Below are 26,173 nucleotides of genomic sequence, written 5' to 3' on the forward strand. Positions count from 1 at the left end.
GACCCGATAATCCTGGGACGCCCCCCAGCTTGCATGGAATCGACCCACAACGTATATTCATGCACTGTGATCACCGCAGCCATCGCCGGAGCCAGCGGCTACGCAGGAGCTGAGATCGCCCGGCTCCTGCTCGCGCACCCAGAGGTCGAGATCGGGGCGCTCACCGCCTCGGGCAACGCGGGGGTGAGCATGGGTGACCTCGCGCCCCACCTGCAGCCGCTCGCCGACCGGGTGCTGGAGCCCACGAGCGCCGAGACCCTCGCCGGGCACGACGTCGTCTTCCTGGCCCTGCCCCACGGCCACTCGGCCGCGATCGCGCAGCAGCTGCCCGAGGACGTGACCGTCCTCGACTGCGGCGCCGACTTCCGGCTCGACGACGAGCAGGACTGGACCGACTACTACGACACCCCCTTCGCCGGCACCTGGCCCTACGGACTGCCGGAGCTGGTCCGAGCCGGTGGTGGCAAGCACCGCGACGACCTCGTCGGGGCCCGCCGCATCGCCGTCCCCGGGTGCTACCCGACGGCGGTCAGCCTCGCCCTCGCGCCCGGCCTGGCCGCGGGCGTCATCGAGCCCACCGACGTCGTCGTCGTCGCCGCCTCGGGCACCTCCGGGGCCGGCCGCTCGAGCAAGCCGCATCTCATCGGCGCCGAGGTCATGGGCGCGATGAGCCCGTACGGGGTCGGCGGCGGGCACCGCCACACCCCGGAGATCCGGCGCAACCTCGCCCTCGCCGCGGGCGCGGACGCCACCGTCTCCTTCACCCCGACGCTTGCCCCGATGCCCCGCGGCATCCTCGCCACGACGACCGCCCGCGCGGTGCCCGGCGTCGACGCCGCGACCGTCCGCGCCGCGTGGGAGAGCGCGTACGCCGACGAGCCCTTCGTCCACCTGCTGCCGGAGGGGCAGTGGCCCCACACCGGCAGCGTCGTCGGCTCCAACCTCGTGCACGTCCAGGTGGTCCTCGACGAGCGCAGCGGTCGCGTCGTCGCGATCGCCGCCGAGGACAACCTGACGAAGGGGACGGCCGGCGCCGCCGTGCAGTCCATGAACCTCGCCCTCGGTCTCCCCGAGACCGCCGGGCTGCCGATGACGGGAGTGGCCCCGTGAGCACGACGACCCCTGCAGGATTCCGCGCCTCCGGCGTGACCGCTGGCCTCAAGGCGAGCGGACGACCCGACGTCGCGGTCGTCGTCAACGACGGCCCGGACCACCACGCCGCAGCGGTCTTCACGACCAACCGCGTCGAGGCGGCACCCGTCACGTGGTCGCGGCAGGTCGTCGTCGACGGTCGTGCCGACGCCGTCGTCCTCAACTCCGGCGGCGCCAACGCGTGCACCGGCGCGCAGGGGTTCCAGGACACCCACGCCACCGCCGAGCACACCGCGGCGGCCCTCGGGGTCGCCGCCGGCGACGTCGTCGTGTGCAGCACCGGGCTCATCGGTGAGCTCCTGCCCATGGAGAGGCTGACCGCCGGCGTCACCGCGGCGGCCGCCGCCCTCACGGACGAAGGGGGAGCCGCCGCGGCCGAGGCCATCATGACCACCGACACGGTCCCGAAGACCGCGACCGCCACCCGCGACGGCTGGTCCGTCGGCGGCATGGCCAAGGGCGCGGGCATGCTCGCCCCCGCCCTCGCGACGATGCTCGTCGTCGTCACGACCGACGCGGTGACGAGCCCCGGCGACCTCGACGCCGCGCTGCGCGAGGCGACGCGCACGACCTTCGACCGCATCGACTCCGACGGGTGCATGTCGACCAACGACACGGTCCTCGCCATGGCCTCCGGTGCCTCCGGCGCCGGTGCCACCCGCGAGGAGCTCACCGAGGCGATCCGCGAGGTCTGTGCCGACCTCGCCCGGCAGCTCATCGGTGATGCCGAGGGCGCCGCCCACGACATCGAGATCGTCGTGCGCAGTGCGGCCAGCGAGGCCGACGGTCTCGAGGTCGCGCGCAGCATCGCCCGCAACAACCTCTTCAAGTGCGCGATCTTCGGCCAGGACCCCAACTGGGGCCGGGTGCTTGCTGCCGTGGGCACCACCGCGGCCGCCTTCGAGCCGTCGCAGCTCGACGTCTCGATCAACGGCGTCCAGGTCTGCCGCGCCGGCGGGGTCGGGGAGGACCGCACGCTCGTCGACCTCGAGGCCCGGGACGTGCGCGTCCTCGTGGACCTGCACGCCGGTACCGACGAGGTGACGGTCTGGACCAACGACCTCACGCACGACTACGTCCACGAGAACTCCGCCTACTCCACCTGATCGGACCGGCATGTCTGCTGAATCCACCCTGCGCGGCGCCATCGACGCCGCGGCCCTGCGGGTCGCCCAGAGCAAGGCCACCACCCTCGTCGAGGCGCTGCCCTGGCTCGAGCGGTTCCGCGACGCGCTCGTCGTCATCAAGTACGGCGGCAACGCCATGACCGACGACGCCCTCAAGGCGGCCTTCGCCGAGGACATCGTCTTCCTGCGCTTCGCCGGGCTGCGCCCCGTCGTCGTGCACGGCGGAGGCCCGCAGATCCAGGCCATGCTCGACCGGCTCGGCCTGGAGAGCGAGTTCAAGGGGGGGCTGCGCGTCACGACCCCCGAGGTCATGGACGTCGTGCGCATGGTTCTCACCGGCCAGGTCGGGCGCGAGCTCGTCGGGCTGCTCAACCAGCACGGCCCCGTCGCGGTCGGGCTCTCCGGCGAGGACGCCGGGCTCTTCGGCGGACGCCGCAGGGGCGTCGAGATCGACGGCGAGATGGTCGACATCGGTCTCGTCGGTGACGTCGAGTCGGTCGACCCCGCTGCCGTCCTGGACATCCTCGACGCCGGACGGATCCCCGTCGTCTCGACGATCGCGCCCGACCTGGACGAGGACGGGCAGGTGCTCAACGTCAACGCCGACACCGCCGCCGCGGCCCTGGCCGTGGCGCTGCGGGCGCACAAGCTCGTCGTCCTCACCGACGTCGACGGCGTGTACGCCGACTGGCCGGACCGCGACTCGTTGCTATCCCACCTGAGCGCGTCCGGTGCCCGCGACCTCCTGGCCCGGGTCGACTCCGGCATGATCCCCAAGCTCGAGGCGTGCATCCGCGCGGTCACCCACGGCGTCCCCCAGGCGCACGTCGTCGACGGCCGCCAGCCGCACTCGATGCTCCTCGAGCTGTTCACCTCGGAGGGCTTCGGGACGATGATCCTGCCCGACGACCCGACCACCGCCCCCGACGACGAAGGGGAGGGGAGCCCCTCGTGAGCACCGTCTCGCCCGCACACCAGCAGCTGCTCGAGCGCTACCGCGCCAGCCACATCGGGGTCTTCGGCCTCCCCGGGCTCGTCCTCTCGCACGGCGAGGGCCCCTACGTCTGGGACGTCGACGGCACCCGCTACCTCGACCTGCTCGGCGGCATCGCCGTCAACGCCCTCGGCCACGGCCACCCGGAGCTCGTCGCCGCGATCTCCAAGCAGGCCGGCACCGCCGTGCACGTCAGCAACTTCTTCACGACCCAGGCGCAGATCGAGGCGGCCGAGGCGGTCCTGCGCATCGCGCAGGCCCCGGAGGGGTCCGGCATCTTCTTCTGCAACAGCGGGTCGGAGGCCGTCGAGACCGCGATCAAGCTCTCGCGCCGCACCGGCCGCACGGGGATCGTCGCCGCCGGAGGTGCCTTCCACGGGCGGACCACCGGCGCGCTGAGCCTCACCCACAAGGCGGCCTACCGGACCCCCTTCGAGCCACTGCTCCCCGGGGTGACGCACGTGACGCCCGGCGACGTCGACGCCCTGCGCGCCGCCGTCGGCCCTGACACCGCGATGGTCCTCCTCGAGCCGATCCAGGGGGAGGCGGGCGTCGTCCCCACCCCGCCCGGCTACCTCGCCGCCGCCCGCGAGATCACCCGCGAGGTGGGCGCCCTCCTCGTCCTGGACGAGATCCAGACCGGTATCGGCCGCACCGGGGCGTGGTTCGCCCACCAGCTCGAGGGCGTCGTACCGGACGCGATCACCGTCGCCAAGGGGCTTGGCGGGGGAGTGCCGATCGGCGGCCTCGTCACCTTCGGTCCCGAGGTGACCGGCCTGCTGACGGCCGGCCAGCACGGGTCCACCTTCGGCGGCAACCCGCTCGCCTGCAGTGCGGCCCTGGCGGTCATCGCCACCATCGAGTCCCAGGACCTCATGGCGCACGCCGTGGCCGTCGGCGAGGCCCTCGTCGCGCAGGTCGCCGCGCTCGACCACCCGTTGGTCGCCGGGGTCCGTGGGGCGGGGCTGCTCCGCGCCGTCGTCCTGACCCGGGAGATCGCGCCCGCCGTGGCCCTGGCCGCCCGCGCCCGCGGCTTCATCGTCAACCCCGTGGCGCCGGACGCCCTGCGCCTGGCGCCGCCGCTCACCATCACCACCGACCAGCTCGCGACCTTCGTCGAGGCGCTGCCCGCGCTCCTCGACCAGGCCGCCAAGGAGTCCGCATGACCGTCCGCCACCTCCTCGCCGACGACGACCTGACGGCCGCCGAGCAGGCCGAGGTGCTCGACCTCGCCGCGGCGCTCAAGGCCGACCGCCACGCAGAGCAGCCGCTGGCCGGCCCGCAGGCCGTCGCGATCATCTTCGACAAGCCGACGCTGCGCACCCAGCTCTCCTTCGCCACCGGTGTCGCCGAGCTCGGTGGCTACCCGATGACGGTCGACGGCAACCTCGCCCAGATCGGCACCCGCGAGTCGATCGCGGACGTGGCGCGGGTCGTCGGGCGCCAGGTGAGCGCCATCGTGTGGCGCACCCACGGCCAGGACCGGCTGCAGGAGATGGCCGACCACGTCGACGTGCCGGTCGTCAACGCCCTCACCGACGACTACCACCCGTGCCAGCTGCTCGCGGACCTGCTGACGATCCGTGAGCACAAGGGGAGCACTGCCGGACGCACGATCGCCTACCTCGGCGACGGCGCCAACAACATGGCGCACAGCTACCTCCTCGCCTGCGCCCTCGCCGGGATGCACGTGCGCATCGGCACCCCGGCGACCCACCAGCCCTCACCGGACGTCCTCGTCCGCGCCGAGCGGATCGCCGCCGAGCAGGGCGGCTCGGTGCTCGTCACGGACGACCCGGTGGCCGCCGTGGACGGCGCCGACGTCGTGGCGACCGACACCTGGGTCTCCATGGGCATGGAGGGCGAGAAGGGCGATCGCACCGGCCAGGCGTCGCCCTTCGCCCCCTTCGCCGTGACCCGTGGCCTCATGGCCCACGCGGCCGCCGAGGCGATCGTGCTGCACTGCCTGCCCGCCTACCGCGGTCTCGAGATCGAGGCCGAGGTCATCGACGGCGAGCAGTCGGTCGTCTGGGACGAGGCCGAGAACAGGCTCCACGCGCAGAAGGCGCTCCTCACCTTCCTCCTGCGCGCCTCGTCGTGATCGCCGCGACGAGGTCCGGGCGGCAGGCGCGGATCACCGAGCTCCTGCGCGAGCACGCCGTGCGCAGCCAGACCGACCTGCTCGCGCTCCTCGCCGCGGACGGCATCGAGGTCACCCAGGCGACGCTGTCGCGCGACCTCCTCGAACTGCGCGCCGAGAAGGTGCGGGTCGGACGTGACCTGGTCTACGCCGTCCCGGGCGAAGGGGGGGACCGCACGCCCCGCGCAGCCGTCGCCCACGCCGAGGTCGACGACCGCCTCCGCCGGCAGTGCGAGGAGCTGCTCGTCACGGCCCGGGCCAGCGCCCAGCTCGTCGTCGTGCGCACCCCGCCGGGCGCGGCCAGCTACCTCGCGTCGGCCATCGACCACGCCCGGCTCCCCGAGGTGCTGGGCACCATCGCGGGGGATGACACGATCATGATCATCACCGCCGGCCCCGACGAGGGCGCGGCCCTCACCACTTCGCTGCTGGGGCACGCCCAGGGCACCGACAGCCAGGAGGCACCGTGAGCCAGGACCAGACCGCCCAGCCGAGCGAGCGAGTCAGCCTCTGGGGAGGCCGTTTCGCCGGGGGGCCGAGCGATGCCCTGGCGGCCCTGAGCAAGTCGACGCACTTCGACTGGCGGCTCGCTCCCTACGACATCGCAGGGTCCCGCGCGCACACCCGCGTGCTGCACGGCGCCGGGCTGCTCGACGACGCGACCCGGGACGCCATGCTGGAGGCCCTGAGGCAGCTGGCGGACGACGTGGAGTCGGGCGCCTTCGTCCCGGCCCAGGACGACGAGGACGTCCACACGGCGCTGGAGCGCGGGCTGATCGAGCGCGCCGGACCTGACGTGGGCGGGCGCCTGCGGGCCGGCCGCTCACGCAACGACCAGGTCGCCACGCTCTTCCGCATGTACCTGCGCGACCACGCACGGATCGTCTCGGGGCTGGTGCTCGAGGTCGTCCAGGCACTGGTCGACCAGGCCACCACCCACATCGACGTGCCGATGCCCGGGCGCACCCACCTGCAGCACGCGCAGCCGGTCCTGCTCAGCCACCACCTGCTCGCGCACGCCTGGGCGCTGCTGCGTGACGTCCAGCGCCTGGTCGACTGGGACGCGCGCACCTCGCTCAGCCCCTACGGCTCCGGTGCCCTCGCCGGCTCCTCCCTCGGACTCGACCCGGAGGCCGTCGCGGCGGACCTCGGCTTCGCCGGGTCCATCGACAACTCGATCGACGGCACGGCCTCGCGCGACTTCGTCGCGGAGTTCTGCTTCGTCGCGGCGATGACCGCCGTCGACATCTCCCGGCTCGCGGAGGAGGTCATCCTCTGGGCGACCAAGGAGTTCTCCTTCATCACCCTCGACGACGCCTTCTCGACCGGGTCGAGCATCATGCCGCAGAAGAAGAACCCCGACGTCGCCGAGCTGGCCCGCGGCAAGGCCGGCCGGCTCGTCGGTGACCTCGCCGGGCTGCTGACGACGCTCAAGGCGCTGCCGCTCGCCTACAACCGCGACCTGCAGGAGGACAAGGAGCCGGTCTTCGACGCGGTCGACACCCTCGAGGTCCTGCTGCCCGCCTTCGCGGGGATGATGGCGACGATGACCTACCACGGCGAGCGCATGGCCTCCCTGGCGCCGCAGGGCTTCTCGCTCGCGACCGACATCGCCGAGTGGCTCGTGCGCGAAGGCGTCCCCTTCCGGGTCGCCCACGAGGTCGCCGGCTCGTGCGTGCGCGTCTGCGAGGAGCGCGAGATCGAGCTCTGGGACCTCACCGACGAAGACCTGGTCGGCATCAGCGAGCACCTCACCCCGGGCGTGCGCGAGGTCCTGTCCGTCGAGGGCTCCCTCGCCTCGCGCGACGCGAAGGGGGGCACCGCTCCGGCACGCGTGCGGGAACAGCTGGCTGCGGTCCGGTCCCTCGTGGGCGACCTGTCGGCCTTCGCCGCCTCCCGCATCGAGGCACGCTGACGTGGGCCCGTCGGGGCGCCGGCTGGTCGCGCAGGACCTGTCCGCCGACCCCCTGACCGTCGCCCCCGTCCTGCTCGGGAGCCACCTCGTCGTCGGCGACGTGACGCTGCGTCTCACCGAGGTCGAGGCGTACTGGGGGAGCGTCGACCCCGGATCGCACGGCTACCGCGGCATGACGCCGCGCACCGAGGTGATGTTCGGGCCGCCCGGACGCCTCTACGTCTACCGGTCGTACGGCATCCACTGGTGCGCCAACATCGTCTGCGGGACGAAGGGGGAGTGCGCCGCAGTCCTGCTGCGTGCCGGTGAGGTCGTGGTCGGGCAGGGGCTGGCCATGGAGCGACGTCCCGGCGCCGCGGTGCGCGACCTTGCCCGTGGACCGGGGCGGCTCACCAAGGCCCTGGGACTCGACGGTGACGACGACGGCGCCGCGGTCGTGGGGAGGGGCGCGCGCCTCGTCCTGCGGGCCCCGGCCGAGCCGGTGCCCGCCGAACGCATCCGCACGGGTCCGCGCGTGGGGGTCTCGGGCCCCGGCGGCGACGCGGAGGCCTTCCCGTGGCGGTACTGGATCGACGGGGACCCGACCGTCTCCGCGTATCGGCCCGGCGGGCCCCGCGTCAGGCGGGGCTGACCCCGACGTCGACCTGCTGGGCGAGGTAGTTCTCCAGACCCACGCGGGCGATCGCGTCGAGCTGTGCCTCGAACCAGTCCCCGTGGCGCTCCTCGTCGCGGGCCATCTCCTCGAAGATCGAGGCGGTGGCGTGGTCGCCGAGCTCGTGGCACTCCTTGGCGCCGGCGTTGAACTGGTTGATCGCGACGATCTCGCCGGCGAGGGCCAGCTCGAGCATCTCCTTGGCGTCCTCGCCGATCTGGATGTTGTTGAGCTTCTGCACGTTGGGGTGGCCGTCGAACATGAGGATGCGCTCGATGAGCTCGTCGGCGTCCTTCATCTCGCCGATCGACAGGTCGTAGAAGACCTTGCCCAGGCGTGGCAGGCCCCAGTTGTCGAGCATGCGCGCGTGGAGGAAGTAGGCGTTGACGACGGTGAGCTCGAGGGTGAGTGCCTCGTTGAGGAGGGTGACGACTCGAGGGTCAGCTGGCTGCACGGTGGACCTCCGCGGAAGTGGTGAAGAGACCGTGATCGGCCTCGCTCCCCACATGTTCGCAGAGGATCTGCCGCACGGAGAAGACACAGGCCCCGCAGTCGCGACCGGCGCCGGTGCTCGCGCACACGCGAGAGAGTGTCGTCGCGCCCTGGGCGGCCGCCTCGGCGATCGCCCGGTCGCCGACGACGGCGCAGTGACACACGATCACGAGACTCTCCCTTCGTTGCTGAGGTGAGGCATACCTTAGCCCAGCGGGGAAGTCTCCTGTCACGGGGTGTTCCACATGCCGGACCGGTGCGCCTCCGGGACGACGCGGTGCGGCATGGCAGGCTGGGGAGGGGCGCGACCGCGCGCCCCGCGACCTCCCGGAAGGACCCATGGCCACCGTGACCGACATCCTCGACGAGCTGCAGTGGCGCGGAGCGGTGGCGCAGACCACCGACGAGGACGCCCTGCGACAGGCCCTCGCCGACGGACCGGTCACGGTGTACTGCGGCTTCGACCCGACGGCCCCGTCGCTCCACTTCGGCAACTTCGTCCAGCTCGTCGCCCTGCGCCGCCTGCAGCGAGCGGGCCACAAGGTCATCTGCCTGGTCGGCGGCTCGACGGGCCTCATCGGGGATCCCAAGCCGACGAGCGAGCGCCAGCTGAGGACCAAGGAGCACACGGCGCAGAACGTCGCGCGGATCAAGGAGCTCGTCCAGCCCTTCCTCGACTTCGACGGCAGCCAGGGAGCCGAGCACCCGGCGATCCTCGTCGACAACCTCGACTGGACAGCTCCGATGTCCGCCCTGGACTTCCTGCGGGACGTGGGCAAGCACTTCCGGGTCAACCAGATGATCCGCAAGGACGCGATCGCGGCGCGGCTCGAGAGCCAGGAGGGGATCTCGTACACGGAGTTCAGCTACCAGCTGCTCCAGGCGCTCGACTACCTCGAGCTCTACCGGACCCACGGCTGCAGCCTCCAGGTGGGCGGCTCGGACCAGTGGGGCAACCTCACCGCGGGGGTCGACCTGATCCACCGCGCCGAGGGGGCCTCGGTGCATGCCCTGACCTCGCCGCTCCTCACCGACTCGCACGGGGTCAAGTACGGCAAGTCCGAGGGGAATGCCATCTGGCTCTCTGCCGACCTGACGAGCCCGTACGCCTTCTACCAGTACTTCCTCAACGTCGAGGACGCCTCCGTGGTCACGCTGCTCAAGGTCTTCACCGACCGGGGACGTGACGAGATCGCCGAGCTCGAGCGACTCGTGGCCGACGAGCCCTACCGCAGGGCGGCGCAGAAGGCGCTGGCCTCGGACATGACCACGCTGGTGCACGGCGCGCAGGCCACCTCGGCCGTGCAGGCGGCCTCGGAGGCACTCTTCGGCAAGGGCGACCTGGCGGCCCTGGACGAGCCGACGCTGCTGGACGCGACAGCGGAGCTCCCCGGCGCCGACGTATCGATAGGGACGGGGGTCCTCGACGCCCTCGTCGCGACCGGCCTCGTCGACTCCAAGAAGGCCGCCCGTCGCGCGATCGGCGACGGAGCCGTCTCGATCAACGGGGCCAAGGTCACCGACGAGGCACACGCGATGGCCCCGGAGGACTACCTCCACGGGCGCGTAGCCGTCCTGCGGCGTGGCCGCAAGAACCTCGCCGCGGCCCGCCACCCCTGACCGTCGCCGGGGCACGGCGCCGAATCCCCGGAAATCCGGGGGATCCGGGGCCGATTTGGTTTCTGCCAGATCCTTGATCTACTGTTCTCGATGTCAGCCCGAGAGGGAGGAACGGACTCCACGCGGTGGCCCTTGCAGGGTCGCACCAAGCAGGCCGGTCCCACCGAGCAGACATCCACTCCGAGCGAGTCGCCACAGCACTTCGGTGCCGGTGGGACGGACTTGGAAGCTCAGCAGCACGGCTGCTAGAGTGGGAGACCGCCGCAGGCGCCAGACCCGCACAACGACCTCCACGAGGACGAGCGAGTTTGACCCGCGACGATCACAAGAAGTAAGTTTGAGAAGTTGCCCCTTGTGCGGGCCGCCTGGTTTGGGTGGTGTGTGTGGGGTGTGCGTGTGAATCTTGAGAACTCAACAGCGTGTCAAAAATCGATGCCAATACCTCGTTCTGGCTGATTGTGGTTCGACTCTATTGTGGGGTTGGGCCTGGTTGGTTGGAGTGAAATTTTTTCCTTTGGTTGACAAGAGATTCAAACAGCGATTGCGCTGGTTGTTCTTGCTCAGTCATGGTTCAGCCCTTTGTTGGGTTATGGATTGCTCCCTTTGAGCCTTTTGGGTTCGGGGGGTGTTGATCATCAACGGAGAGTTTGATCCTGGCTCAGGACGAACGCTGGCGGCGTGCTTAACACATGCAAGTCGAACGGTGAAGCTTGGAGCTTGCTTCGAGTGGATCAGTGGCGAACGGGTGAGTAACACGTGAGCAACCTGCCCCAGACTCTGGAATAAGCGCTGGAAACGGCGTCTAATACTGGATATGTGACGGACCTGCATGGGTACCGTCTGGAAAGTTTTTCGGTTTGGGATGGGCTCGCGGCCTATCAGCTTGTTGGTGAGGTAATGGCTCACCAAGGCGACGACGGGTAGCCGGCCTGAGAGGGCGACCGGCCACACTGGGACTGAGACACGGCCCAGACTCCTACGGGAGGCAGCAGTGGGGAATATTGCACAATGGGCGAAAGCCTGATGCAGCGACGCCGCGTGAGGGATGACGGCCTTCGGGTTGTAAACCTCTTTCAGCAGGGAAGAAGCGAAAGTGACGGTACCTGCAGAAGAAGCACCGGCTAACTACGTGCCAGCAGCCGCGGTAATACGTAGGGTGCGAGCGTTGTCCGGAATTATTGGGCGTAAAGAGCTTGTAGGCGGTTTGTCGCGTCTGCTGTGAAAATCCGGGGCTCAACCCCGGACTTGCAGTGGGTACGGGCAGACTAGAGTGTGGTAGGGGAGACTGGAATTCCTGGTGTAGCGGTGAAATGCGCAGATATCAGGAGGAACACCGATGGCGAAGGCAGGTCTCTGGGCCACTACTGACGCTGAGAAGCGAAAGCATGGGGAGCGAACAGGATTAGATACCCTGGTAGTCCATGCCGTAAACGTTGGGCGCTAGGTGTGGGACTCATTCCACGAGTTCCGTGCCGCAGCTAACGCATTAAGCGCCCCGCCTGGGGAGTACGGCCGCAAGGCTAAAACTCAAAGGAATTGACGGGGGCCCGCACAAGCGGCGGAGCATGCGGATTAATTCGATGCAACGCGAAGAACCTTACCAAGGCTTGACATATACCGGAAACTTCCAGAGATGGTTGCCCCCTTTGGGTCGGTATACAGGTGGTGCATGGTTGTCGTCAGCTCGTGTCGTGAGATGTTGGGTTAAGTCCCGCAACGAGCGCAACCCTCGTTCTATGTTGCCAGCACGTAATGGTGGGGACTCATGGAAGACTGCCGGGGTCAACTCGGAGGAAGGTGGGGATGACGTCAAATCATCATGCCCCTTATGTCTTGGGCTTCACGCATGCTACAATGGCCGGTACAAAGGGCTGCGATACCGCAAGGTGGAGCGAATCCCAAAAAACCGGTCTCAGTTCGGATTGGGGTCTGCAACTCGACCCCATGAAGTCGGAGTCGCTAGTAATCGCAGATCAGCAACGCTGCGGTGAATACGTTCCCGGGCCTTGTACACACCGCCCGTCAAGTCACGAAAGTCGGTAACACCCGAAGCCGGTGGCCCAACCCTTGTGGGGGGAGCCGTCGAAGGTGGGACTGGCGATTGGGACTAAGTCGTAACAAGGTAGCCGTACCGGAAGGTGCGGCTGGATCACCTCCTTTCTAAGGAGCACTGGCCTGGTCCATCTGTGATGGGCTGGGTTCATGTAGAGCTTGGTTTGTCGGCGTATGTCCGGCACCGAGTGCTCTGGGTGGAACATCGATTATTTGACGCTCGTGGCTCGTGCTGGTGAGTACCTGCGCTCCTTTGGGGGGTGTGGTGGAAAGCTGGTGCTGGGTGGCGGGTGTCTGGCACGTTGTTGGGTCCTGAGGGTTCACGCGAGTGAAGCTTCGGGCCGGCTCTCCTTCTGAGGGGGGTTGGTTGTGGGCCTCGCCTGGTGGCGTACCGCATCGCGTTTGCGTGGTGTTGGCGTCACGGTTTGGTGGGGTGCCGCCCGTATGTTGAGAACTACACAGTGGACGCGAGCATCTTTGTGGCTCAAGTTTTTAAGGGCGCACGGTGGATGCCTTGGTACCAGGAACCGAAGAAGGACGTAGGAATCTGCGATAAGCCTCGGGGAGTCGATAACCAGACTTTGATCCGAGGATTTCCGAATGGGGAAACCCGGCTGGAGGCAAGTCCAGTCACTCCCGGCTGAATATATAGGCCGGGTAGAGGGAACGCGGGGAAGTGAAACATCTCAGTACCCGCAGGAAGAGAAAACAATAGTGATTCCGTGAGTAGTGGCGAGCGAAAGCGGATGAGGCCAAACCGGTCATGTGTGATAGCTGTCAGGCGTTGCATGTCCGGGGTTGTGGGAGCTTTTGCTCGGAGCTGACACTTCGGGGTGGAGTAAGAAATCCATGTCATAGTCGAAGGGTCTTGAATGGCCCGGCACAGAGGGTGCGACCCCCGTAGACGAAATGTCGTGGACTCCATGGAGAGATTTCCCAAGTAGCACGGGGCCCGAGAAATCCCGTGTGAATCTGGCGGGACCACCCGCTAAGCCTAAATATTCCCTGGTGACCGATAGCGGACAAGTACCGTGAGGGAAAGGTGAAAAGTACCCCGGGAGGGGAGTGAAATAGATCCTGAAACCGTGCGCTTACAATCCGTCGGAGCCTCCTTGTGGGGTGACGGCGTGCCTTTTGAAGAATGAGCCTGCGAGTTAGTGCTCAGTGGCGAGGTTAACCCGTGTGGGGAAGCCGTAGCGAAAGCGAGTCCGAACAGGGCGTTTTAGTCGCTGGGTCTAGACCCGAAGCGGAGTGATCTACCCATGGCCAGGTTGAAGCGACGGTAAGACGTCGTGGAGGACCGAACCCACTTAGGTTGAAAACTGAGGGGATGAGCTGTGGGTAGGGGTGAAAGGCCAATCAAACTCCGTGATAGCTGGTTCTCCCCGAAATGCATTTAGGTGCAGCGTCACGTGTTTCTTACCGGAGGTAGAGCTACTGGATAGCTAATGGGCCTCACCAGGTTACTGACGTTAGCCAAACTCCGAATGCCGGTAAGTGAGAGCGTGGCAGTGAGACTGCGGGGGATAAGCTCCGTAGTCGAGAGGGAAACAGCCCAGATCACCAGCTAAGGTCCCTAAGCGTGTGCTAAGTGGAAAAGGATGTGGAGTTGCCGTGACAACCAGGAGGTTGGCTTAGAAGCAGCCACCCTTTAAAGAGTGCGTAATAGCTCACTGGTCAAGTGATTCCGCGCCGACAATGTAGCGGGGCTCAAGCACACCACCGAAGCTGTGGCATTGACACACTGCTCGGCACCTTTGGTGTCCAGGCGTGTTGATGGGTAGGGGAGCGTCGTGTGGCGAGCGAAGCGGCGGAGTGATCCAGCCGTGGATGCCACACGAGTGAGAATGCAGGCATGAGTAGCGAAAGACGGGTGAGAAACCCGTCCGCCGAATATCCAAGGGTTCCAGGGTCAAGCTAATCTGCCCTGGGTAAGTCGGGACCTAAGGCGAGGCCGACAGGCGTAGTCGATGGACATCCGGTTGATATTCCGGAACCGGCGAAGAACCGCCCATGATGAATCCAGTGATGCTAAACGCCTGAAGCTCACCGTAGATGCCCTTCGGGGTGTCGTTGGTGGGTGGAACGTGTGACCCTATCTGGTAGTAGTCAAGCAATGGGGAGACGCAGGAAGGTAGCCTCCGCGTGGCGATGGTTGTCCACGTCCAAGGGTGTAGGGAGTCAGGTAGGCAAATCCGCCTGGCACATATCCTGAGACCTGATAGTGACCGCCTCTGGCGGGAAGCAGGGTGATCCTATGCTGCCGAGAAAATCCTCTAGCGAGGTTCTAGCCGCCCGTACCCCAAACCGACTCAGGTGGATAAGTAGAGAATACTAAGGCGATCGAGTGAATCGTGGTTAAGGAATTCGGCAAAATGCCCCCGTAACTTCGGGAGAAGGGGGGCCCGGATTCTGAAGCCCCTTGCGGGCTAGGAAGATGGGCCGCAGAGACCAGGGAGAAGCGACTGTTTACTAAAAACACAGGTCCGTGCGAAGTCGCAAGACGATGTATACGGACTGACGCCTGCCCGGTGCTGGAAGGTTAAGAGGACCGGTTAGCCCCTTGTGGGCGAAGCTGAGAATTTAAGCCCCAGTAAACGGCGGTGGTAACTATAACCATCCTAAGGTAGCGAAATTCCTTGTCGGGTAAGTTCCGACCTGCACGAATGGCGTAACGACTTCTCCACTGTCTCAACCGCGAACTCGGCGAAATTGCATTACGAGTAAAGATGCTCGTTACGCGCAGCAGGACGGAAAGACCCCGGGACCTTCACTATAGCTTGGTATTGGTGATCGGGACGGCTTGTGTAGGATAGGTGGGAGACTGTGAAGCATGCACGCCAGTGTGTGTGGAGTCATCGTTGAAATACCACTCTGGTCGTTCTGGTTATCTAACCTCGGTCCGTGATCCGGATCAGGGACATTGCCTGGTGGGTAGTTTAACTGGGGCGGTTGCCTCCTAAAATGTAACGGAGGCGCTCAAAGGTTCCCTCAGCCTGGTTGGCAATCAGGTGGCGAGTGCAAGTGTACAAGGGAGCTTGACTGCGAGACAGACATGTCGAGCAGGGACGAAAGTCGGAACTAGTGACCCGACGGTGGCTTGTGGAAGCGCCGTCGCTCAACGGATAAAAGGTACCCCGGGGATAACAGGCTGATCTTCCCCAAGAGTCCATATCGACGGGATGGTTTGGCACCTCGATGTCGGCTCGTCGCATCCTGGGGGTGGAGTATCTCCCAAGGGTTGGGCTGTTCGCCCATTAAAGCGGCACGCGAGCTGGGTTTAGAACGTCGTGAGACAGTTCGGTCCCTATCCGCTGTGCGCGTAGGAAACTTGAGAGAGGCTGACCCTAGTACGAGAGGACCGGGTTGGACGAACCTCTGGTGTGTGAGTTGTTCTGCCAAGGGCACCGCTCATTAGCTACGTTCGGGAGTGATAACCGCTGAAAGCATCTAAGCGGGAAGCATGTCTCAAGATGAGGTTTCCATGGAGCTTGCTCCGAGAGGCTCCCAGTAGACTACTGGGTTGATAGGCCAGATGTGGAAGTGCAGCAATGCATGGAGCTGACTGGTACTAATAAGCCGATAACTTGATACACACACAACATCTGTTGCGTAACAAAAGATTGACTCGCGTCCACTGTGCAGTTCCCGAGATACGGTCGGGACACTGTCCACGTATTTCCATAGAGTTTCGGCTGTCATAGCGAGGGGGAAACGCCCGGTCCCATTCCGAACCCGGAAGCTAAGCCCTTCAGCGCCGATGGTACTGCACTGGTGACGGTGTGGGAGAGTAGGACGCAGCCGGACAAACATTGAGCAGAAACGCCCTGGTCGGCTCGTCACAGACGAGTTGTCAGGGCGTTTCTTGCATTTGATCCCCGATCCACGGGAGTGTGGCTCTCGCAGGGACAAGGTCTAGAGAGGTATCAGACGTGGACGAGAGGTCGAACCGACCCCAAGGTGGACGTGGCCGACCCGGTGGAGGGCGGCCGGGCGGTGGACGCTCCGAGCGATCCGGCGGAGGCCGTCCCGGCGGCAGCGGGGAACGGCCGCGTCGCGACGGCGGCCAAGGCCGTCCCTTCCGTGAGGACCGACGAGACGATCGCGACCGCCGCGCCGGTGAGCGTGGACCCGGGGACCGGCGTGACTCGCGCCCCGAGCGTGGAGGCACCGGTCGTGAGGACCAGGAGCGCGGCGGATCCCGTCTGGTGCCCAAGGAGGGCCGCAAGCCCGAGCCGGCCATCGCGCCCGATGTCACCGGCGCCGAGATCGACCGCAGCGTCAAGCAGCAGCTGCGCACCCTGAGCAAGGAGAATGCCGAGGGCGTCGCCCAGCACCTCGTGATGGTCGCGGCACTCCTCGAGGCAGAGGACCTGGACGGCGCCCTGGCGCACGCCGAGACCGCCGTGCGGCGTGCCGGACGGGTCCCGGCCGCACGTGAGGCGCTTGGCTTCGTGGCCTACCGCATGGGCGACTACGCGCGTGCGCTCACGGAGTTCCGCACCGTTCGCCGGCTGAGCGGGTCCTCGCACCTACTGCCGCTCATGGTCGACTGCGAACGTGGGCTCGGCCGTCCGGCGCGCGCTCTCGAGCTGCTCGGCTCGCCGGAGGCGCGTCAGCTCGGCCAGGAGGAGCAGATCGAGCTGCTCATCGTCGGGTCCGGCATTCGTCGTGACATGGGCCAGCCCCAGGCTGCTGTCCTCGCCCTCCAGGGGCAGGTGGACAAGGTGAAGAACAAGCCGTGGGCACCGCGCGTCTGGTACGCCTACGCCGACGCGCTGCTCGAGGTCGGGCGGCGCGACGACGCCCGGGCCTGGTTCGCCAAGGCGGCGGTGGCCGACCAGGACGGAGAGACGGACGCGGTCGAGCGCGTCGAGGAGCTCGACGGCGTGCACGTCGAGGAGCTCGATGACGTGGGCGACGGCGGGGAGACGCCGCAGCCGTGAGGGGAGGCCCCCTCTCCGCGGGCTTCGAGGGGATCATCTGTGACCTCGACGGCGTGGTCTACGCCGGTGCGGTTGCGGTGGAGCACGCGGTCGACGCGCTCAACCGTCTCGCCGTGCCCGTGGTCTACGCCACGAACAACGCGTCGCGACCCCCTTCGGACGTCGCGGACCATCTGCGGCGCCTCGGCGTACGGGTCGAGGCGGCGCGCGTCCTCACCTCGTCGGTTGCCGCCGCGCGAGAGCTGGCCACGGACCTGCCCGCCGGGACCGCGGTCCTGGCGGTCGGGGGCCCCGGGGTGGGCGTCGCGCTGCGCGACGCCGGTCTGCGGCCACTGGCGCCCGGGGACGAAGGGGAGGTCGCTGCGGTGCTGCAGGGTTACGGCCCGCAGGTGACCGCCGCCGACCTCGGTGAGGCCGCGCACGCCATCCGCGCCGGAGCGCGCTGGGTGGTGACGAACGACGACCTGACCCTGCCCACCGAACGAGGCCCGGCGCCGGGCAACGGCTCCCTCGTGGGCGCCGTGCGCAACGCGGTGGACCGTGATCCAGAGGTCATCGGCAAGCCGCACCCGCCGATGTACGAGCTCGCGGCCGACGTCCTGGGGGTGCCACCGGCTCGAGTGCTCGCGATCGGCGACCGTCTGGAGACGGACATGGCCGGCGCCCAGGCTGCCGGTACCTCAGGGGCCCTGGTGCTCACCGGTGTCCACGGACCCCCGGAGCTGGCGGCGGCCCCCTTCGACCATCGTCCTCAGTACGTCCTGACCGACCTGCGCGACCTCGCCGAGGACTACCCCGAGGCAGGCGTCGACGACGGCTGGCACGTGCGCGGATCCGCTCGTGCCCGCCTCGCGCGCGGTGGCCGGCTCGAGGTGGTCGGCGCGGGCGCCGACCTGTTGCGCGCCGCGCTCGACGCACTGTGGACCGCTCGCGATGCGGGTCTGATCACGGCGCAGGACGCGGGTCGGCTCGTCCCGAACGGGTAGCGTGGGATCCACCCCGACCCAAGGAGCGACGTGGACCCTGTACGCGGACTGATCCACCTGGGCCTCAGGACCACCGAGGCCGCCCTCGACCGCACCCTCGGTGTCGTGCGGCTCGTCGACACGCTGCTCGTCGCCAGTGCGGTGCCACCGGCCCGGGGTGACGCGCCGGAGCGCGCGTGGCCCGACGAGGAGCAGGCGGACCTCGACGCGCTGAGCGAGGCGCTGCGGGCCCGCGACGACGCGCCCGAGGAGGAGGTCGTCTCCACGACCCCGCCCACCCGTCGCACCGCTCCCGCTCGCCCGGCGACGAAGGCGCCGGTCCGCAAGAGCTCGAGCGCCGCGAGGAAGGCACCGGCGAAGAAGACGCCGGCCAAGAAGGCCGCCGCGAAGACGGCCACCAAGACGGCCACCAAGAAGGCCGCCACGAAGAAGGCCACGCCGAAGAAGGTCACTAGCGCGAAGGTGACCACGGCGAAGGCGACGGAGCCGACCCCGACCCCCGTGGTGCTCCCGGATGCCTGACGAGCCCGGTCAGCTCGTCCAGACCGGTGACCTCGTCGTCGATGCGGCCCTGTCCGATCTGGCGGGCGTCGATGCCGCAGACCTGGACGCCGTCCTCGCGGCCGGGGAGTCGGTGCACGCCACCTTGACCTCGCGCCTGTCCGACCTCGGGTCCTGACCCGTGGCGCAGACCACTCGCCTCGACGTCGCCCTCGTCGAGCGGGGCCTGGCGCGCAGTCGGACGCGTGCCCGGGAGCTCGTCGTCGCCGGTGACGTGCGGGTCGACGACGCGACGGTGACGAAGACCTCGCTGCAGGTCGGGCCGGACGCCCGGCTGACGGTCGTCTCCGACGGTGATCACTGGGTCGGGCGCGCGGCCGGCAAGCTCCTGGGCGCCTTGACGGCCTTCACGCCGCAGGTCAGGGGGCAGCGCTGCCTGGACATCGGCGCCTGCACGGGGGGCTTCACCCAGGTGCTCCTCGAGCACGGAGCCGAGCACGTCATCGCCCTCGACGTCGGTCATGACCAGCTGGCGCCGGAGCTCCTCGCGGATCCGCGCGTCACCGACCGCAGCGGCACGACCATCCGCGGGCTGGTCGCGGACGACATCGGTGGCCCCGTGGACCTGGCCGTGGGGGACCTGAGCTTCATCTCCCTTCGTCTGGTGCTCGCGGAGGTGGCCGGTCTGCTCACCGACACCGGCGAGGCGGTGCTGCTCATCAAGCCGCAGTTCGAGGTGGGGCGGGACCGGCTCGGTCGCAAGGGGGTCGTCACCGACCCGGCTGCTCGGGAGACTGCGATCATCGGTGTGCTCGAGCGCGCCCGCGAGGTCGGCCTGTCCGTGCTGGGACTGGCGCGCAGCCCGCTGCGCGGGGGTGAGGGCAACCACGAGTACCTCGTGCACCTCACCGCCCGACCGGGTGTCGGCCCGACGTGGCAGGCTCTGCAGGTGATCGCCCACGACCTGTCCCGCGAGGAGGAGAGATGACCGCGGAGCCGAGGCAGGTGCTGCTGCTCGCGCACCCTGCTCGCCCCGAGGCCCTCGAGGTCGCCATCGGTGTCGCCGAGCGGCTGTCCGCGGAGGGCATCCAGGTGCGTCTGCCGGCGGGCGAGCTCGCCGACACCGTGCTCGGCCAGCACCCGGAGGTCGTCGTCCACGACGGCGAGGACCCTGCAGCGGGGGTCGAGCTCGTCGTCGTCCTCGGCGGTGACGGCACGATCCTGCGCGGCGCCGAGGTCGCCCGGGGCAGCGGGGCGCCGCTGCTGGGGGTCAACCTCGGTCACGTCGGGTTCCTCGCCGAGGCCGAGCGCGAGGACGTCGACGCGACCGTCGACCACATCGTGCGCCGCGCGTACATCGTCGAGGAGCGCATGGCGCTGGACGTGGTCGCGACCCGGGACGGCCAGGAGATCGCCCGCAGCTGGGCCCTCAACGAGGTGACCGTCGAGAAGGCCTCGCGCGAGCGGATGCTCGTGCTCACCGTCGAGATCGACGGTCGACCGCTGTCGACGTGGGGCTGCGACGGAGTCGTCATGGCCACACCGACCGGTTCCACCGCGTACGCGTTCAGCGCCGGCGGCCCCGTGGTGTGGCCGGGTGTCGAGGCGATGCTCGTCGTGCCGATCAGTGCCCACGCGCTCTTCGCGCGTCCGCTCGTCGTCGCCCCGACCTCCGACCTCGCGGTCGAGCTCGTCCCCGGCACCGAGGGCCACGGCGTCCTGTGGTGCGACGGCCGCCGCGCCGTCGACCTGCCGCCCGGCACCCGCGTCGAGGTGAGTCGCTCGAAGGAGTCGGTGCGCCTCGCCCGCCTCAGCCGCTCGCCCTTCGCCGACCGGCTGGTCGCGAAGTTCGACCTGTCGGTCCACGGGTGGCGCGGCCGGAGAGGTTCGGCCTGACGTGCTCCGCGAGCTGCGCATCCGCGACCTCGGCGTCATCGAGGATGCGACCCTCACCCTCGACCCCGGCCTGACCGTCGTCACGGGCGAGACCGGGGCCGGCAAGACGATGGTCGTCACCGGGCTCGGCCTCGTGCTCGGCGGGCGGGCCGACACCGGCCTCGTGCGCACCGGTCGCGACGAGGCCGTCGTGGAGGCCGAGCTCGAGCTCGACCCGGACCATCCCGCCCGCGAGGTCGTCGCCGACGTCGGTGGCATCGCCGACGAGCCCGACCTGATCCTCAGCCGCACCCTCTCCGCCGCGGGGCGCAGCCGCGCCCACGTCGGCGGCCGCCGGGCACCCGTCGGTGTCCTGTCCGACCTCGGTGAGGGGCTCGTCGCCGTCCACGGGCAGGCCGACCAGTGGCGGCTGCGGCGGCCGGCCCAGCACCGCGCCCTCCTCGACGCCTTCGGCGGGGAGCCGGTGACCGGCCTCGTTCGCGAGGTCGGGTCCGCGCACCGCGCCTGGCAGGAGGCGAAGGGGGAGCTGGCCCGGCTCGTCGAGGGCGAACGCACCCGGTTGCAGGAGATCGAGCTGCTCACCCACCAGCTCGAGCAGATCGATACCGTCGACCCGCGGCCGGGGGAGGACCGCGAGCTGGCCCAGGAGTCCGAGCGCCTCGGGCACGCCGAGGACCTGCGCTCCGGCGCCGGGACCGCGCACCGCCTGCTGTCCGATCCCGACAGCTTCGACGGGGACGACGTGGTCGGCCGGGTCGCCCGAGCCGGAGAGGAGCTCGAGCGACTGGTCGCGCACGACGCCTCCCTGGCGGACCTGCGCCGACGCCTCACCGAGATCGGGGTGCTGGCCAGTGAGGTGGCGGCCGACCTCTCCGCCTACACCGCCGACATCGAGTCCGACCCTGCCCGGATGGGCGCGGTGCAGGAGCGGCGTGCCGCCTTGCACGAGCTCACGCGGCGCTACGGCGAGGACATCGGTGCGGTGCTTCGCCACCGCGACCAGGCCCGGGAGCGACTCCTCGGCCTCCACGGCGCCGACGAGCGCACCGAGGAGCTGACCCGCCGCGTGGCCGAGGCCGCCACGCGGCTGACCGTGCGCGCCGCCGCGCTCACCGCTGCCCGGACCGAGGCAGCCGGCCGATTGGCCACCACCGTCGAGGAGGAGCTCTCCCACCTGGGCATGGCCAGGGCACGCGTGCAGGTGGCCGTCGACCCGCGCAGCGACGAGGGCGCGGTCGAGGTCGACGTCGAGGGGGCCGAGGCCATCCGCGTCGGCGCCGACGGAGCCGATGTCGTGGAGATCCGGGTCGCCGCCAACCGGGGGACCGAGCCCCGGTCGGTGGCCAAGGCCGCGTCGGGCGGTGAGCTCAGCCGGATCATGCTGGCGATCGAGGTCGCGACCGCCGGGTCCGCGCAGGACCGGGTGCCGACGTACGTCTTCGACGAGGTCGACGCCGGCATCGGTGGCCGCGCGGCCCTCGACGTCGGCGCGCGCCTCGCCGCCCTGGCCCGCACGAGCCAGGTCATCGTCGTCACCCACCTCGCCCAGGTGGCCGCGCACGCCGACCGGCACCTCGTCGTGCACAAGGCGCACGGCGACCAGATCACCTCGAGCGGGGTGCGGGCCGTGGACGGCGACGACCGGCTGGGGGAGCTCTCACGGATGATGGGGGGCGACGACACGAGCGTCGGCCTGAGCCACGCCCGCGAGCTGCTGGAGCAGTGCCGTCGCTGAATCCCCGCGGCTTCATGGGACGATGCACCGGATGGCCATCCGACTGACCCGCGACACGACCCGTGAGCCGGCCCTGCCCGGCACCAACGGACCCGTGCGGGTCGACCGACGCACCAAGGACCTCACCAAGCGGCTGCGGCCCGGCGACATCGCGGTCATCGACCACGTCGACATCGACCGGGTGAGCGGCGAGGCCCTCGTCGCCCGACGCCCCGCGGCGGTCGTCAACGCCAGTCCCTCGACGAGCGGGCGCTACCCCAACGTCGGACCCCGGATCATCCTCGACGCCGGGATCCCGCTCCTGGACGTCGACGACGAGGAGCTGCTCGGCCGTCTCAAGGAGGGGACGACCGTCGGCGTGGACGGCGACACGCTCCACGTGTCGGCGGACGACACGATCATCGGCCGCCTCTGGGACGACGAGGCGCTCGCGCTCGCGATGGAGGCCGCGCGGGCCGGGCTGAGCCAGCAGCTCGAGGACTTCGCCAAGAACACGATGGAGTACATCACCCAGGAGCGTGACCTCCTCTTCGACGGCGTCGGCGTCCCGGAGATCTCGACGAGCATGCAGGACCGGCACGTCCTCATCGTCGTGCGCGGCTACCACTACAAGGAGGACCTCGCGGCCCTGCGCCACTACATCCGCGAGTACAAGCCGGTCCTCATCGGCGTCGACGGGGGCGCCGACGCGCTCGTCGAGGCCGGGCACCGGCCCGACCTCATCGTCGGCGACATGGACTCCGTCTCGGACGTCGTCCTGACCAGCGGCGCCGAGGTCGTCGTCCACGCCTACCGGAGCGGCCGGGCCCCCGGCGAGGCCCGCGTCGAGGCGCTCGGGGTGACCCCGGTCGTCTTCCCGGCGACCGGCACCAGCGAGGACATCGCGATGCTGCTCGCCGACGACAAGGGCGCCTCTCTGATCGTCGCCGTGGGCACGCACGCCACCCTCGTCGAGTTCCTCGACAAGGGCCGGGCCGGCATGTCGAGCACCTTCCTCACCCGCCTGCGCGTCGGCAGCAAGCTCATCGACGCCAAGGGGGTCAGCCGCCTCTACCGGACCCGGATATCGTCGTGGTCCCTGATCGGTCTGGGGATCGTCTGCCTCATCTCGCTCTTCGTCGCCCTCTGGGCGACCCCGACCGGACAGGCCACCCTGCAACTGCTGGGGGCCCGCTGGGACGACCTGTGGGCCCTCGTCGAAGGACTCATCACGTGATCGACTTCAGGTACCACCTCGTCTCCCTGGCCGCGGTGCTCATCGCCCTGTCCATCGGGATCGTGCTCGGGGCGGGCCCGCTCAACGACAACATCGGCAGCACGCTCTCCGGCGAGGTGACCAAGCTCCGCCAGGAGAAGGAGGCCCTGCGCGCGGACGGCAACGAGCAGCGCGCCGCGATCGAGGCCAGGGACACCTACGACGAGCAGACCCTCCCCCTCGTCGTCCAGGGACGCCTGAGCGATCGCACCGTCGCCCTCGTGCGCCTGCCCGAGGGCGCCGACGACGACGTCCAGGCGCTGCGCGAGACCCTCGAGGACGCCGGCGCGACGGTCGAGGAGCCCGTCGAGGTGAGCGCCACCTGGGCCTCGACGGCCGACGAGACCGTGAGCAGCCGCAGCGCGACCGGCGAGGCCGCCCTGCGCGACCTCGGTGTGAGCGCCGCCGTCCCGGACGGCGGCCAGCGCATCGACCAGGCCCTCGCCGTCGTGCTCACCGGCACCCGGTCGCCGCGGGACGGCGGCGACCGCGTCTCGCGCGAGCAGCGGCAGCAGGCGTGGACGCAGCTGAAGGACGCCGGGCTGGTCGACGGCCCCGACGAGACCCCGGACGCGGCCGACCTCGTCGTCGTCGTGGGTGGCCCGGTCTCCGCCGAGGACTCCTCCGACACGGACACCGTCGATCGCCAGGCGGAGGGCACCTCCGGCGTGTGGGTCGCGCTGACCCACCTCATCGAGACCCACGCCCAGGGCACGGTCCTCGCCGCCGACGAGGCCACCGACGGCACGAGCGACTCCTCACCGGTGACCATGGCCCGCCTGCAGGGGAGCCTCGCCGAGGGCGTCTCCACCGTGGACGACCCGGCCGTCCCCATGGGGCGCGCCGCGATCGTGCTCGCCCTCGTCGAGCAGCTCACCGGCGAATCGGGCCACTACGGGACCGGCGCGGGTGCCGCCCGCCCCGTCCCCACCTTCCAGTGACCACGCCGACGCTCGTCGCCGCGGCGGGCGCCCGTGCGCTCGTCACCGCCCGCCGGGGGCTGCCCCCCGGTTGGGGACGACCCTGGGAGCGCACCAACCACGCCGGCCGGGCGGTGACCCTGCTCGAGGGTCCGGCCGCGGTCCTCGGCGCGCTCGCCGGGGTGGCCGCGACACCGCACCACCGCGGCCCCGCCGGCGCCGTCGTCCTCGTCCCCGGACTGCTCGGAGCACTCGACGACCTCGTCGGTGACACCGCGACCAAGGGACTGCGGGGGCACCTCGCTGCCCTGCGCGCGGGACGCGTCACCACCGGCGCGCTCAAGGTCCTCGGCCTCGGGGCCGTCGCGCTCGTCACCGCCGCGACGGAGCAGCGGGCGGGGGGACCCCCTTCGTCCCGCCTCGGCCAGACCGCCGTGGACACCGTCGTCATCGCCGGGACCGGCAACCTCGTCAACCTGCTCGACCTGCGTCCGGGCCGCGCCCTCAAGGTGACGACCGCGGCCGGCGCGCTGCTGCTCCTGCCCACCGGGTCGCGCCCCCTGGCAGGGGCCCTCCTCGGGACCGGCGCCGGCCTGCTGCCCGAGGACCTCGCCGGGGAGTCCATGCTCGGCGACTGCGGGGCCAACGCGCTCGGCGCACTGCTCGGCCTGGCACTCGTGCGCGGGCTCGGACCGCGCGGCCGGCTCACCACCGCAGCCACGGTCACCGGGCTCACCCTGCTCTCCGAACGGGTGAGCTTCACCCGCGTCATCGAGTCGACACCCGTGCTGCGGGAGCTCGACGCCTGGGGCCGACCTCGGTGAGCCGGGTCGCCCGGGACGCCGGCACCGTCGCGCTCGTCACCGCGGCGGCGCGGGTCGTGGGCTTCCTGCGGTGGGTCGTCTTCGCCTGGGCCGTCGGTGCGGCCGGGGTCGGGACGGTCTACCAGACGGTCAACACCGTGCCCAACGTCGTCTACGAGATCGCCGCGGGCGGCATCCTCGCCGCTGTCGTCGTGCCGCTCGTGGCTTCGCGGATCGGGGACGGCTCGACAGAGGGTGCGGACGACGTCGCCTCGGCGCTGCTCACCCGGGCCGTCGTCGTCCTGCTGCCCCTGGCGGCCCTCGTCGCGCTGGCCTCCCCGCTGATCAGCCGGGCGCTCCTCGGCGGGCTCGAGGGGGCGGTCGAGGGTGCCGTCGGGCTCGGCACGCGACTGCTCGTCCTCTTCAGCCCGCAGATCGTCCTCTACGGTCTCGGGATCGTCGTCAGCGGTGTGCTCCAGGCTCACCGGTGGTTCCTCGCCGCGGCCCTCGCCCCCCTGCTGTCGAGCCTCGTCGTCATCGTCACCTACGTGCTCTGGGCCCTCACGGTGCCGGCCGGTACCGCGCCCGACGAGGTGACGGTCCGCGAGCTGCTGCTCCTCGGCGGCGGCACCACGCTCGGTGTCGTCGCCCTGTCCGTGCCCCTGCTCGCGGCGGCTGCCCGGCACGGGATCCGGCTGCGGCCGCGCTGGGCGCTCGCGCCCGAGACCGCTGCGCGTGCCCGGACCCTCGCCGGGGCCGGGGTGGTGGCACTGCTCGCCCAGCAGGTCACGGTCGTCGTCACCCTGCGGGTGGCCAACCGCTCCGGCGGTGACGGGGCGCTCGTCGTGCAGAACTACGTCCAGGCCCTCTACCTGCTGCCCTACGCGGTCCTCGCCGTCCCCGTCGCGACGGCGGTCTTCCCCGTACTCGCGGCGGCCGGCGGCGCCGCGGCCGAGCGCTCGGCCGCCCGCACCCTCGCGGCCTCCC

22 protein-coding genes and 3 rRNA genes are annotated in these 26,173 nt (G+C 69.6%); 23 read left to right on the top strand and 2 right to left on the bottom strand.

Annotation, left to right across the window (positions count from 1 at the left end; genetic code table 11):
- The first annotated feature begins 66 nt into the window (after positions 1–66).
- Genes argC through JT1_RS03970 form a run of 8 tightly spaced genes read left to right on the top strand, consistent with a single transcriptional unit; the run spans position 67 to position 7,959 of the window.
- Positions 67–1,110 (top strand): N-acetyl-gamma-glutamyl-phosphate reductase, encoded by a 1,044-nt coding sequence (gene argC / locus JT1_RS03935; RefSeq protein ID WP_255218246.1) that lies wholly within the window; start codon positions 67–69, stop codon positions 1,108–1,110.
- On the top strand, positions 1,107–2,258 hold the full coding sequence (gene argJ / locus JT1_RS03940) for a bifunctional glutamate N-acetyltransferase/amino-acid acetyltransferase ArgJ (RefSeq protein WP_068323342.1): 1,152 nt from the start codon (positions 1,107–1,109) through the stop codon (positions 2,256–2,258). The genes argC and argJ overlap by 4 nt, the downstream gene beginning before the upstream one ends.
- Before the next feature lie 10 nt (positions 2,259–2,268).
- Entirely contained in the window at positions 2,269–3,234 is a 966-nt protein-coding gene (argB, locus tag JT1_RS03945) for an acetylglutamate kinase (protein WP_068323344.1), read from the top strand.
- Positions 3,231–4,439: an acetylornithine transaminase gene (locus tag JT1_RS03950; protein WP_068323353.1), complete on the top strand. Its 1,209-nt coding sequence runs from the start codon at positions 3,231–3,233 to the stop codon at positions 4,437–4,439. Before argB ends, JT1_RS03950 begins: the two co-directional genes overlap by 4 nt.
- Positions 4,436–5,374, top strand: a complete 939-nt coding sequence (gene argF / locus JT1_RS03955; protein WP_068323355.1) for an ornithine carbamoyltransferase — start codon at positions 4,436–4,438, stop codon at positions 5,372–5,374. Before JT1_RS03950 ends, argF begins: the two co-directional genes overlap by 4 nt.
- The gene (locus tag JT1_RS03960) at positions 5,371–5,883 is read left to right on the top strand and encodes an arginine repressor (protein WP_068323357.1); all 513 of its coding nucleotides are present in this window, start codon (positions 5,371–5,373) and stop codon (positions 5,881–5,883) included. The genes argF and JT1_RS03960 overlap by 4 nt, the downstream gene beginning before the upstream one ends.
- Positions 5,880–7,328: an argininosuccinate lyase gene (argH, locus tag JT1_RS03965; RefSeq protein ID WP_068323363.1), complete on the top strand. Its 1,449-nt coding sequence runs from the start codon at positions 5,880–5,882 to the stop codon at positions 7,326–7,328. The genes JT1_RS03960 and argH overlap by 4 nt, the downstream gene beginning before the upstream one ends.
- Position 7,329: 1 nt before the next feature.
- Positions 7,330–7,959 (top strand): DNA-3-methyladenine glycosylase, encoded by a 630-nt coding sequence (locus JT1_RS03970; RefSeq protein ID WP_068323366.1) that lies wholly within the window; start codon positions 7,330–7,332, stop codon positions 7,957–7,959.
- Here the strand turns inward: JT1_RS03970 and bfr are convergent.
- The gene (bfr, locus tag JT1_RS03975; protein WP_068323368.1) at positions 7,946–8,434 is read right to left on the bottom strand and encodes a bacterioferritin; all 489 of its coding nucleotides are present in this window, start codon (positions 8,432–8,434) and stop codon (positions 7,946–7,948) included. The genes JT1_RS03970 and bfr overlap by 14 nt on opposite strands.
- On the bottom strand, positions 8,421–8,642 hold the full coding sequence (locus tag JT1_RS03980) for a (2Fe-2S)-binding protein (protein WP_082807447.1): 222 nt from the start codon (positions 8,640–8,642) through the stop codon (positions 8,421–8,423). Before JT1_RS03980 ends, bfr begins: the two co-directional genes overlap by 14 nt.
- Positions 8,643–8,820: 178 nt before the next feature.
- Between JT1_RS03980 and tyrS the strand changes: the two genes are divergently transcribed.
- The 15 genes from tyrS to JT1_RS04050 form a co-directional block, all read left to right on the top strand.
- Entirely contained in the window at positions 8,821–10,092 is a 1,272-nt protein-coding gene (tyrS, locus tag JT1_RS03985) for a tyrosine--tRNA ligase (RefSeq protein ID WP_068323493.1), read from the top strand.
- 635 nt (positions 10,093–10,727) lie between these two features.
- Positions 10,728–12,252, top strand: a 16S ribosomal RNA gene (locus JT1_RS03990).
- 374 nt (positions 12,253–12,626) lie between these two features.
- Positions 12,627–15,739, top strand: a 23S ribosomal RNA gene (locus JT1_RS03995).
- A gap of 95 nt (positions 15,740–15,834) precedes the next feature.
- Positions 15,835–15,951 (top strand): 5S ribosomal RNA (rrf, locus tag JT1_RS04000).
- Together the 16S, 23S and 5S rRNA genes form the textbook arrangement of a ribosomal RNA operon.
- A 401-nt stretch (positions 15,952–16,352) precedes the next feature.
- Entirely contained in the window at positions 16,353–17,090 is a 738-nt protein-coding gene (locus JT1_RS04005) for a tetratricopeptide repeat protein (protein WP_068323372.1), read from the top strand.
- Complete coding sequence (locus tag JT1_RS04010; protein WP_068323375.1) at positions 17,087–18,076, top strand: HAD-IIA family hydrolase; 990 nt, start codon at positions 17,087–17,089, stop codon at positions 18,074–18,076. The genes JT1_RS04005 and JT1_RS04010 overlap by 4 nt, the downstream gene beginning before the upstream one ends.
- Before the next feature lie 30 nt (positions 18,077–18,106).
- On the top strand, positions 18,107–18,598 hold the full coding sequence (locus tag JT1_RS18615; protein WP_068323381.1) for a hypothetical protein: 492 nt from the start codon (positions 18,107–18,109) through the stop codon (positions 18,596–18,598).
- The gene (locus JT1_RS18220; RefSeq protein ID WP_169701837.1) at positions 18,591–18,755 is read left to right on the top strand and encodes a hypothetical protein; all 165 of its coding nucleotides are present in this window, start codon (positions 18,591–18,593) and stop codon (positions 18,753–18,755) included. The genes JT1_RS18615 and JT1_RS18220 overlap by 8 nt, the downstream gene beginning before the upstream one ends.
- A gap of 3 nt (positions 18,756–18,758) precedes the next feature.
- Positions 18,759–19,565: a TlyA family RNA methyltransferase gene (locus JT1_RS04020; RefSeq protein WP_068323382.1), complete on the top strand. Its 807-nt coding sequence runs from the start codon at positions 18,759–18,761 to the stop codon at positions 19,563–19,565.
- Complete coding sequence (locus tag JT1_RS04025) at positions 19,562–20,473, top strand: NAD kinase (RefSeq protein WP_068323389.1); 912 nt, start codon at positions 19,562–19,564, stop codon at positions 20,471–20,473. Before JT1_RS04020 ends, JT1_RS04025 begins: the two co-directional genes overlap by 4 nt.
- A gap of 1 nt (position 20,474) precedes the next feature.
- On the top strand, positions 20,475–22,208 hold the full coding sequence (recN, locus tag JT1_RS04030; protein WP_068323392.1) for a DNA repair protein RecN: 1,734 nt from the start codon (positions 20,475–20,477) through the stop codon (positions 22,206–22,208).
- 31 nt (positions 22,209–22,239) lie between these two features.
- Entirely contained in the window at positions 22,240–23,424 is a 1,185-nt protein-coding gene (steA, locus tag JT1_RS04035) for a putative cytokinetic ring protein SteA (RefSeq protein ID WP_082807448.1), read from the top strand.
- The gene (locus JT1_RS04040) at positions 23,421–24,404 is read left to right on the top strand and encodes a copper transporter (RefSeq protein ID WP_068323401.1); all 984 of its coding nucleotides are present in this window, start codon (positions 23,421–23,423) and stop codon (positions 24,402–24,404) included. The genes steA and JT1_RS04040 overlap by 4 nt, the downstream gene beginning before the upstream one ends.
- Entirely contained in the window at positions 24,401–25,207 is an 807-nt protein-coding gene (locus tag JT1_RS04045; protein WP_068323405.1) for a hypothetical protein, read from the top strand. The genes JT1_RS04040 and JT1_RS04045 overlap by 4 nt, the downstream gene beginning before the upstream one ends.
- Positions 25,204–26,173 (top strand): lipid II flippase MurJ (locus tag JT1_RS04050; protein WP_303621106.1); only part of this gene is annotated, 970 nt, incomplete at its 3' end. The genes JT1_RS04045 and JT1_RS04050, both read left to right, overlap by 4 nt.

The sequence above is a fragment of the Janibacter terrae NBRC 107853 genome, assembly GCF_001591405.1.
GTDB lineage: Bacteria > Actinomycetota > Actinomycetes > Actinomycetales > Dermatophilaceae > Janibacter > Janibacter terrae.